This window comes from Streptomyces sp. ActVer (assembly GCF_027270795.1).
GTDB classification, from domain to species: Bacteria; Actinomycetota; Actinomycetes; order Streptomycetales; family Streptomycetaceae; genus Streptomyces; species Streptomyces umbrinus_A.
The window spans coordinates 1-7,653 of the sequence record NZ_JAPWHT010000477.1 but is presented as its reverse complement, the minus strand read 5'-3'; the positions used below and the strand labels follow the sequence as shown (position 1 = coordinate 7,653).

The following is a 7,653-nucleotide window of genomic DNA, read 5'->3' as shown; positions in this document are numbered from 1 at the left end:
GGCCGGGTTCCCTGCGGCGACCGTCCACGGCGGCAGATCCTTGGTCACGACGGCGCCGGCGCCCACCACACAGTGGTCGCCGATCGTCACCCCGTCGAGGACGACGACGTGCGAGCCGATCCACACGTCGTCGCCGACGGTGATGCCCTTCCTGGTCAGGGGCTGCCGGTGCACGGGCCGGTCGGGCGCGAATCCGTGGTTGAAGCCGAGCAGGGAGCTGTGGGCGCCGATCCGCACACCGTCTCCGAGGGTGACCAGGCCCCGCACGGTGGCGTACGGATTGACCGTGCAGTCGGCGCCTGCCGTCACTTCGCCGGTGACGTACGCGTGCCCGGCGATGTAGGAGTTCTCGCCCAGACGCAGGACGTCCGTGAACACCCCGGCGGCGGGGGAGACGTAGGTGCCCGGGCCGAAACTCGCGCCGCCGACCGTGAGTCGCTTCTGGAGCGCTGCCTGCGCGGCGCGCTGCTCGTCGGACGCGCGAAGGACGAAGTCCCAGGGGCAGTAGTCGAAGTGGGAGTCGTCCACCGAGCTTTCCGAGTTCATCGCACGCGAGTCTAGAGAGCGCTTACTGCCCCCGGCAATCCCTCTGCCGCTGGTCCTGCCGCCGGTCCGCCGTCGGTCCTGTCACCGGCCCTGCCGCCGGTCAGGGGCATGACGGTCGTGTCAGCGAGGGCCTCAGTGGGCCGGGCCTTACCGTGGCCACCGCAAGGCCGGACCGAAACACCTGGTGGCGTGATGTGCTGGAGCGCGACGGCCGATCTCGTGGCGGGCTGCGGCATCGCCGCCGTCGGAGTCGCCTGTGTGGCGCGGACCCGCAGGGTCGGTGACCTTCCGCTGGCCGGGCTGCCGTTGCTGCTCGGGGCTCACCAGGTGGTCGAGTCCCTGGTCTGGCGTTCCGGGGGAGGCACGGGACCCGCCACCGTGGCCTGGGCGGCGATGGCGCTTCCGCTGCTGGCGCTGTGGGTACCGGTGGCCGTGCTGTGCGCGACGCCGCCGGGCGCCCGGCACCGGCTGACCATCCCGCTCGCCGCCGGTCTCGCCACCGCGGCGACCCTCTCGTACAACCTCGCCACCCACTCCGTGACCGCCGACATCCGCGGCCACACCGTCGGATACGTCATCGATCTGCCTCACGCCGAACTCCTCGTGGCGGGCTACCTGCTGGCCACGGTCGGCTCCCTGCTCCTCTCCGGCGACCGGGTCCTTGTGCTGCTGGGCGTCCTGGTCGCCGCCGGCGCGGTGGTCTGCTGGGCGCTGTGGGAGCTGGAGTTCGTCTCGACGTGGTGCGCGTTCGCGGCGGTGTGCTCGGTGGTGATGTACGGCTGGGCGCGCGGGCGGTCCGTGTCACCGGGCGCTCCCCGCGTGTCGGCCGAACAGTGACGGCGACCCGTGGCAGCGGCAGACATCGCCGGCGCGGGACATACGTCGGTGAGCGTGTCAGGAGCCGATGAGTTTCGGCGCGGCGCACAGTCGGTACTGGCGGGAGGCCGCGAGCGCCTCGAACCGAGGAAGGGCAGTGCACCGTGAGACTGATTCTGCAGGAGTTCCTGTCGCTGGACGGCGTGGCGCAGGGCCCCGGCTCCCCGGAGGAGGACACCAGCGACGGGTTCACACGGGGAGGCTGGCTCGTGCCGCATCTGGACGACGCAGCGCGCTCACGTCGAACAGCTTCCGGTCCAGGCGCCCCGCCGAGACCAGATCGCCGGCGTCGGACGGCAGGACCGTCAGACGCCCGTCCTGTTCGTAGGTCCTGAAGAGGATGTGCCGCCGCCCGGCACCGGGCGCGACCGAGGCGGTCCGCCGTCCTTCGGTGTCGGTGCCCACGGTCACCCGGTCACCCGTGATCAGGCGTACGGTGCCCAGGCCCTTCGGCGCCGGAGCGTCGGCCGCCGCTGTCGCCGTGGGCCCCGTACCCGTGCCGGCGGCGACCGGCGCCACGGCACCGGCAGCCAGGGCGAGTCCTGTCGATATCGCCGCCACCAGGCGGATCCGTCTCATCAGTCCCGTGCCTTCCGTCGTACGCGCGGAGAAGTTCATGCGCTGGACAGAATCCGGTGGTAGGGAATGCCATGTCACTCGATTCCGGTGGCACAGGTGGGACATGTCGCAACAGCGACACCGCGCGTTCCTCCCCGTCGGGCGCGATACCGGAGGCGCGGGTGGGTGAGTACGCACCCCGCCGACCTGAGTATGTGAACTCATGCCCCACCGGACCCGGCCGAAGAGACTGGACCGCAGCGGGGAGCCGGAGTGGCCGGAACCTCTCGTACGAGGGAGCAAGCACGATGAGTTCAGTCACCGGGGTCCAGAAGCTCAGCGCTCCCTTCGGCACCTGGCCCGCCCGTCTGTATCTCGCGGTGGCCGCCGCGCTGATCGTCTGGCTGGCCGTCGTGTCGTCGCAGCCCACGGGCGACGCCTCCTTCGCCGCCGTGATCCCGGTCCTCTTCACGGCCCCGACCAGCCTGCTGATCCTGGCGGTACCGGACGTTTCGGTGGGCTGGTTGTACGCCGTACTCGGCGCGTCCGCCATGGCCAACGCGTGGCTCATCGACCTCGTCTGGCGGCGGCTCAGCAGTCGGCAGGGCTGACCGGAGGGGCTGATTCGCCCCTGCTGCGGCCGACGCCGTGATGCGTAGGCTCGCCCGATGACCGGACAAAAGATCACACAGGGGAGCCACCAGGGCCTGCTCGCGGGCCAGGTGGTCATGATCACGGGTGCGTCCAGCGGTATCGGCGAGGCCGCGGCACGTCTGTTCGCGGAGGAGGGCGCGGCGGTCGTTCTGACGGCACGCCGCGAGGAGCGGCTGAACACGCTCACGGAGGAGATCGGCGCCGCCGGCGGGCGGGTGCTCGCGGTTCCGGGCGATGTCGCCGTCGCGGCCGACGTCCGCCGCGCGGTCGAGGCGGCCGTCGAACACTTCGACGGTCTCGACTCCGCCTTCAACAACGCGGGTTACGCCACCGTCGGCACCCTCCTGCACGAGACCGACGACGAGGTGTACGACCGCACGATGGACGTCAACGCCCGGGGCGTGTGGAACTGCATGAAGCACCAGCTGCCCGTGATGCTCGCGTCGGGCAAGGGCGGCTCCATCGTCAACACCAGCAGTACGGCGGGCCGTTACGCGACCGGAGCCTCCGTCCCGTACGTCGCGTCCAAGCACGCCATCCTGGGGATCACCCGCGCGGCGGCGGCCGAGTACGGGGACCAGGGCATCCGCGTCAACGCGCTCGTCGTCGGTACGACACGCAGCGAGATGATCGAGGAGGCCGTGCGCCAGTACCCGGACCTGGAGCAGGCGTTCATCGCCCCGCAGATCCAGAAGCGCATGGCGTCGCCCCGGGAGATCGCCGAGGCGGCGGCCTGGCTGTGCAGCGGCCGCTCGTCGTTCGTCACCGGTGTCGCGATGCCGGTGGACGGTGGCATCTCGGCCCAGGCCAAGGCCGGCTGAGCCCCGCGGGTTCGCCCGGCCGGCCCCGTCCTCACCAGCGCTGCGGTTCGCTGCCCACGATCGGCGCCGACGGCTTGCCGTCCACGCCGACCGGGACATCGCCCGCGAGCATCACCCGGTGCATGACCCGGGGATGATCCAGGTGCGTCGTGTCGTTGGGGGCCAGGTGGATGGTGGCCCTGTTGTCCCAGAAGGCCACACTCCCCGGCTCCCAGCGGAACCGCACGGTGTACTCGGGCCGGGTCGCCTGCCCGAGGAGCATCTCCAGCAGCGGCGCGCTCTCCATGCGGGAAAGACCCAGGATCTGCTCGACGTAGTAGCCGTTGACGAACAGCACCCGCTCGCCCGTCTCCGGGTGCACCCGCACCAGCGGATGGTCGGAGGCGATCTGCCGGTCCAGCAGATGCCGTACGTACGCGTCGTCGCCGGGCCGTGGCTGATAGCCGACCCCCAGCCGGTGCTCCGCGCGCAGCCCGTCGACGAAGTCGCGCACGGGCGCCGAGAGCCCCGCATAGGCGGCCGCCAGGTTGGACCACGTCGGGTCGCCGCCGTACGGGGGCACGTCCTCCGCGCGCAGGATGGTCGCGGCCGGCGGATCGACGCGGGCGCCGTGGTCGCAGTGCCAGCCGCGCAGCAGCGAGTGCCGGCGTCTGCGCAGCCATTCGTCGTGGTCCATGCCGTAGCGGCCGCCGAGTTCCAGCCGGTCGGCCGTCGTCTCGACCTCCGGGAAGTCCGGGGGTGAGGCGCTGCCGCGTCTGCCGAGGCGGACCAGCTCGCCGAACCGCCGGGCGAACGCGACATGCGAGGAGTGGTCCAGGCTCTGCCCGCGGAAGAACACCACCTTCCAGCGCAGCACCGCCGCCCTGATCTCGGAGACCACCGCGTCGTCCAGGTCCCCGGACAGGTCGACACCCGTGATCTCCGCGCCGATGTGTCCCGCGACCGGCTTCACCTCGACCTGTGTGTCCCTGTCCGTCGTCATACGGGCTCCGTCGATCGCTCGTTCCGACTGGTCGGGGCAAGCATGACCGCTCCGAACGGAGGGCGACAGTGCGCCTCTGGGGAGCGGTTCACGTCCGCGCGCGAAGGGCCGAGGCCCGGGCCGTCAGCGCGTCGAGCAGCAGGTCCACGGCCGGTTCGAAAGAGCTCTCGGCCATGGCGTACAGCTCACCCCGCACCTCGCTCAGCGCGGGATAGGCCTCCGGGGCGACCGACCGGTAGGCCTCCGTCCACGCCCTCTCGTCGGCCTCTCGCTGCTCCCGGGGGAGTGCGAGACACGCGGCGTCCAGCGCCGCGTGACCGAGGACGGTGTCGATGAAGGCCAGGTAGAGACGGACGGCCTGGGCGGGCGGGAATCCGGCGGACAGAAGCAGACCCACACCGGTCTCCACGGCACGGAACTCGTGCTCACGACGGGTGATGCGGTAGGAGGCCATGGCGGCCGCCCGCGGATGGGCGAGGTATCCGGCACGTACCCGCATCGCCATCTCACGCAGCGAGGCGACCCAGTCGGGACCCGGGACGAAGCCGGCCATGGCATCCCCGATGATCCGGTCGGAGACGGCCAGCAGCAGGTCGTCGGTGTTGCGGAAGTAGCGGTAGAGAGCGCTCGGGTCGCACCCGAGGGCCGCGCCGAGGCGGCGCACGCTCAGGGCCTCCGGACCGTGCTCGCCGATCAGCCGCAGCGCGGTCTCGGTGATGAGCTCCTTGGACAGCACGACGCCCGAGGCGGTCGGGCGGCGGCGTCGGCGTTCCTGTGGGGCGCGGGTGGGCATGAGGGCGGATCCCTTCGCACGGTCGACGGGCCTCTGCACGCTCAGTGAACGGCTCACCCCCGCCTTATGTCAACAGCATTGACGCAAGGTGTGCGGCCGTTGTTCCATCCTTCGCATCCCCACACGGCTCTTCCTCCCTGTCCCTCTCCCTCCCCGTGAGGAGCCCTGATGTCCTCCCTCGCTCCAGGCCAGGCCGCCCCGGACCGCCCGCCCGCCGAGCTGCGCCGCTCGCTCGGCGTCGTCGACGGTGTCGCCATCGCCGCCTCCAGCACGGCTGCCACCACCAGCATCGCCATCGGCATGGGCGCCATCGGCACGATCGTCGGTCTCCAGGCCCCGGCCCTGCTGCTCCTGGCGTTCCTGCCCGTCCTCGGTATCGCCACGGCCTTCGCCCGCCTCAACCGCTCGGAACCCAACTGCGGCAACGGCTACACCTGGGTCGGCAAGTCCCTCGGCCCCTGGCCCGGCTTCCTGGCCGGCTGGGTCACCCTCGTCGGCTCGATCATCTTCCTCGCCTACACGAGCGCGGTGACCGGCTCGGTCGTGCTGATCTTCGCCAACAAGGCCGGCCTGGACTCGCTCGCCGGGATCGCCCTCGATCCGACGTCCACCGCCGTGAGCACGGTCGTCGGTCTGGTGGTCCTCGCCGCCGTCACCGTCCTCGCGATCACCGGGGTGCGCAGCGCCACCCGGCTCCAGTTCGGCCTGCTGGTCTTCGAGTACGCCGTCCTGCTGGTCTTCTGCACCTGGGCCCTGGTCACCGGCCACCAGGACTTCTCCTGGGCGTGGTTCAACCCCTTCGAGATCTCCAGCGGTACGGCCTTCGCGCAGGGCATGGTCCTCGCGGTGTTCTTCTTCTGGGGCTGGGACGCGGCGTTCAGCGTCACCGAGGAGACCAGGAGCCCCGGCGACTCGGCCCGCGGCGGGTTCATCGCCCTGTTCGCCATGCTCGGGCTCTTCATCTTCGCCTCGGTCGCCTTCCAGCGGGAGATGAGCCTGCCCGAACTCATCGAGAACGGCCCGCAGGCCCTCCCGTACCTCGGCGCCAAGCTCGCCGCCGAACCCTGGGCCAGCCTCCCGCTGCTCGCCCTGATGTTCTCGGCCGTCGCCTCCGTCCAGTCCTCCGTCATCCCCACCGCCCGCGGACTGCTCGCCATGGGCCGCGACCGCACGATGGGCCCGGTGTGGACCCGTATCCACCCCAAGTACGGCACGCCCGCCGCCGGAACCGCCCTCGTCATGTCGATCGCCGCCGCCATCGCCCTGCTCGCCATGGCCATCCCCAAGCTGAGTGACATGCTGCTGGCCGCCGTCAACGCCATCGGCCTCGTCGTCGCCCTCTACTACGGCCTCACCGCGCTCGCCTGCGCCGTCCGCTTCCGCGCCGCCCGCCACGAGGGACCCCGCGAGGCACTGCTCGCCGTCGGCGTGCCGGCCGCCTCCGGACTGGTCCTGCTCGGCCTCGGCGGCTACCTCGGATACTCGTACCTGACCATGACCGACCACATCGAACTCAGCCCCGACAACGGCTGGTTCATGCTCTCCCTGCCCGCCACGATCGTGCTGAGCGGACTCGTCATGGCGGCCGTCGCCAAGTACGCCCGCCGCTCGCCGTACTTCACCACGGGGCGCGGCACCGACGCCGACGCGCTCGCCCTCCCGATGGACCGCACAGCCGTCTGACCCTCTGCCGATGGACCGTCTGCCCCCTCCCCTCTGGAGCGTTGAACCCATGTCCCACCGCCAGGCCGCCGACCTCGTCCTCACCGGCGGACCCGTCCACACCGTCGACGCCGCGCGCAGCCGGGCCACCGCCGTGGCCGTGCGCGGCGGGCGGATCGTCGCCGTCGGCCACGACGAGGTCCACGAGCTCATCGGCACCGGCACCGAAGTCGTCGACCTCGCCGGACGGCTGCTGCTGCCCGGCTTCCAGGACGCCCACGTCCACCCGCAGGGCGCGGGCACCGAACTGGGCCTGTGCCACCTGAACGACACCGTCGACCCGCAGGAGTACCTGCGGCGGGTGAGGGCGTACGCCGACGAGCACCCGGAGGCCGAATGGATCACCGGGGGCGGCTGGTCCATGGAGGCCTTCCCCGGCGGCACGCCCACCGCCGCCCTGCTCGACACGGTCGTCCCCGACCGGCCCGTGTTCCTGCCCAGCCGCGACCACCACGGCGCCTGGGCCAACTCCCGTGCCCTGGAACGGGCCGGCATCGGCGCCCGCACCCCCGACCCGTCCGACGGCCGCATCGAACGGGACGCCGACGGCAACCCCACCGGCATGCTCCAGGAAGGCGCGGCCCACCTGGTGTCCCGCCTGATGCCCGACCGCACCCCCGAGGAACAATTGAAGGTGTGCAGCCCATACGGCAGCCGGTCACTTCCCCGCCACACCGTGGCACGATGGCAGCCAACCTGCC

At 71.5% G+C, this 7,653-nt stretch carries 9 protein-coding genes and 1 pseudogene; 6 read left to right on the top strand and 4 right to left on the bottom strand.

Features of this window, described 5'->3' with window-relative positions:
* The coding region (locus O3Q52_RS44560; protein WP_269654223.1) for a DapH/DapD/GlmU-related protein at positions 1-546 on the bottom strand (546 nt) is incomplete at its 3' end.
* Positions 547-738: 192 nt separating this feature from the next.
* On the opposite strand from O3Q52_RS44560, the gene O3Q52_RS44555 reads away from it, so the two are divergent.
* Positions 739-1,383: a DUF6629 family protein gene (locus O3Q52_RS44555; RefSeq protein WP_269654222.1), complete on the top strand. Its 645-nt coding sequence runs from the start codon at positions 739-741 to the stop codon at positions 1,381-1,383.
* 143 nt (positions 1,384-1,526) lie between these two features.
* Positions 1,527-1,652, top strand: a pseudogene (locus O3Q52_RS44550) (dihydrofolate reductase); the annotation flags it as partial.
* On the opposite strand, the gene O3Q52_RS44545 reads toward O3Q52_RS44550, so the two are convergent.
* A complete protein-coding gene (locus O3Q52_RS44545) occupies positions 1,612-2,040 on the bottom strand; it encodes a hypothetical protein (RefSeq protein ID WP_269654225.1) in 429 nt (142 codons plus the stop codon). The pseudogene O3Q52_RS44550 and the gene O3Q52_RS44545 overlap by 41 nt on opposite strands.
* 248 nt (positions 2,041-2,288) lie before the next feature.
* Between O3Q52_RS44545 and O3Q52_RS44540 the strand changes: the two genes are divergently transcribed.
* Together O3Q52_RS44540 and O3Q52_RS44535 are read left to right on the top strand one after the other, a co-directional pair.
* Complete coding sequence (locus O3Q52_RS44540) at positions 2,289-2,591, top strand: SCO4225 family membrane protein (RefSeq protein WP_269654221.1); 303 nt, start codon at positions 2,289-2,291, stop codon at positions 2,589-2,591.
* A gap of 117 nt (positions 2,592-2,708) precedes the next feature.
* Entirely contained in the window at positions 2,709-3,455 is a 747-nt protein-coding gene (locus O3Q52_RS44535) for an SDR family NAD(P)-dependent oxidoreductase (RefSeq protein ID WP_269654224.1), read from the top strand.
* Positions 3,456-3,486: 31 nt separating this feature from the next.
* Here O3Q52_RS44535 and O3Q52_RS44530 read toward each other — a convergent pair whose 3' ends face one another.
* Together O3Q52_RS44530 and O3Q52_RS44525 are read right to left on the bottom strand one after the other, a co-directional pair.
* Positions 3,487-4,437 (bottom strand): TauD/TfdA family dioxygenase, encoded by a 951-nt coding sequence (locus O3Q52_RS44530; RefSeq protein ID WP_269654220.1) that lies wholly within the window; start codon positions 4,435-4,437, stop codon positions 3,487-3,489.
* 88 nt (positions 4,438-4,525) lie between these two features.
* Positions 4,526-5,230 (bottom strand): TetR/AcrR family transcriptional regulator, encoded by a 705-nt coding sequence (locus tag O3Q52_RS44525; RefSeq protein WP_269654219.1) that lies wholly within the window; start codon positions 5,228-5,230, stop codon positions 4,526-4,528.
* 168 nt (positions 5,231-5,398) lie between these two features.
* Between O3Q52_RS44525 and O3Q52_RS44520 the strand changes: the two genes are divergently transcribed.
* Together O3Q52_RS44520 and O3Q52_RS44515 are read left to right on the top strand one after the other, a co-directional pair.
* On the top strand, positions 5,399-6,913 hold the full coding sequence (locus O3Q52_RS44520) for an APC family permease (protein WP_269654218.1): 1,515 nt from the start codon (positions 5,399-5,401) through the stop codon (positions 6,911-6,913).
* A gap of 49 nt (positions 6,914-6,962) precedes the next feature.
* Positions 6,963-7,653: amidohydrolase (locus O3Q52_RS44515; protein ID WP_269654217.1), on the top strand; the 691-nt coding region annotated here is incomplete at its 3' end.

Bases quoted from the DNA above. Each gene is read 5' to 3' on its own strand.
- O3Q52_RS44540 (WP_269654221.1), top strand. From the start codon at position 2,289: ATGAGTTCAGTCACCGGGGTCCAGAAGCTCAGCGCTCCCTTCGGCACC.
- O3Q52_RS44530 (WP_269654220.1), bottom strand. From the start codon at position 4,437: ATGACGACGGACAGGGACACACAGGTCGAGGTGAAGCCGGTCGCGGGA.
- O3Q52_RS44525 (WP_269654219.1), bottom strand. From the start codon at position 5,230: ATGCCCACCCGCGCCCCACAGGAACGCCGACGCCGCCGCCCGACCGCC.
- O3Q52_RS44520 (WP_269654218.1), top strand. From the start codon at position 5,399: ATGTCCTCCCTCGCTCCAGGCCAGGCCGCCCCGGACCGCCCGCCCGCC.
- O3Q52_RS44545 (WP_269654225.1), bottom strand. From the start codon at position 2,040: ATGAACTTCTCCGCGCGTACGACGGAAGGCACGGGACTGATGAGACGG.
- O3Q52_RS44535 (WP_269654224.1), top strand. From the start codon at position 2,709: ATGATCACGGGTGCGTCCAGCGGTATCGGCGAGGCCGCGGCACGTCTG.
- O3Q52_RS44555 (WP_269654222.1), top strand. From the start codon at position 739: ATGTGCTGGAGCGCGACGGCCGATCTCGTGGCGGGCTGCGGCATCGCC.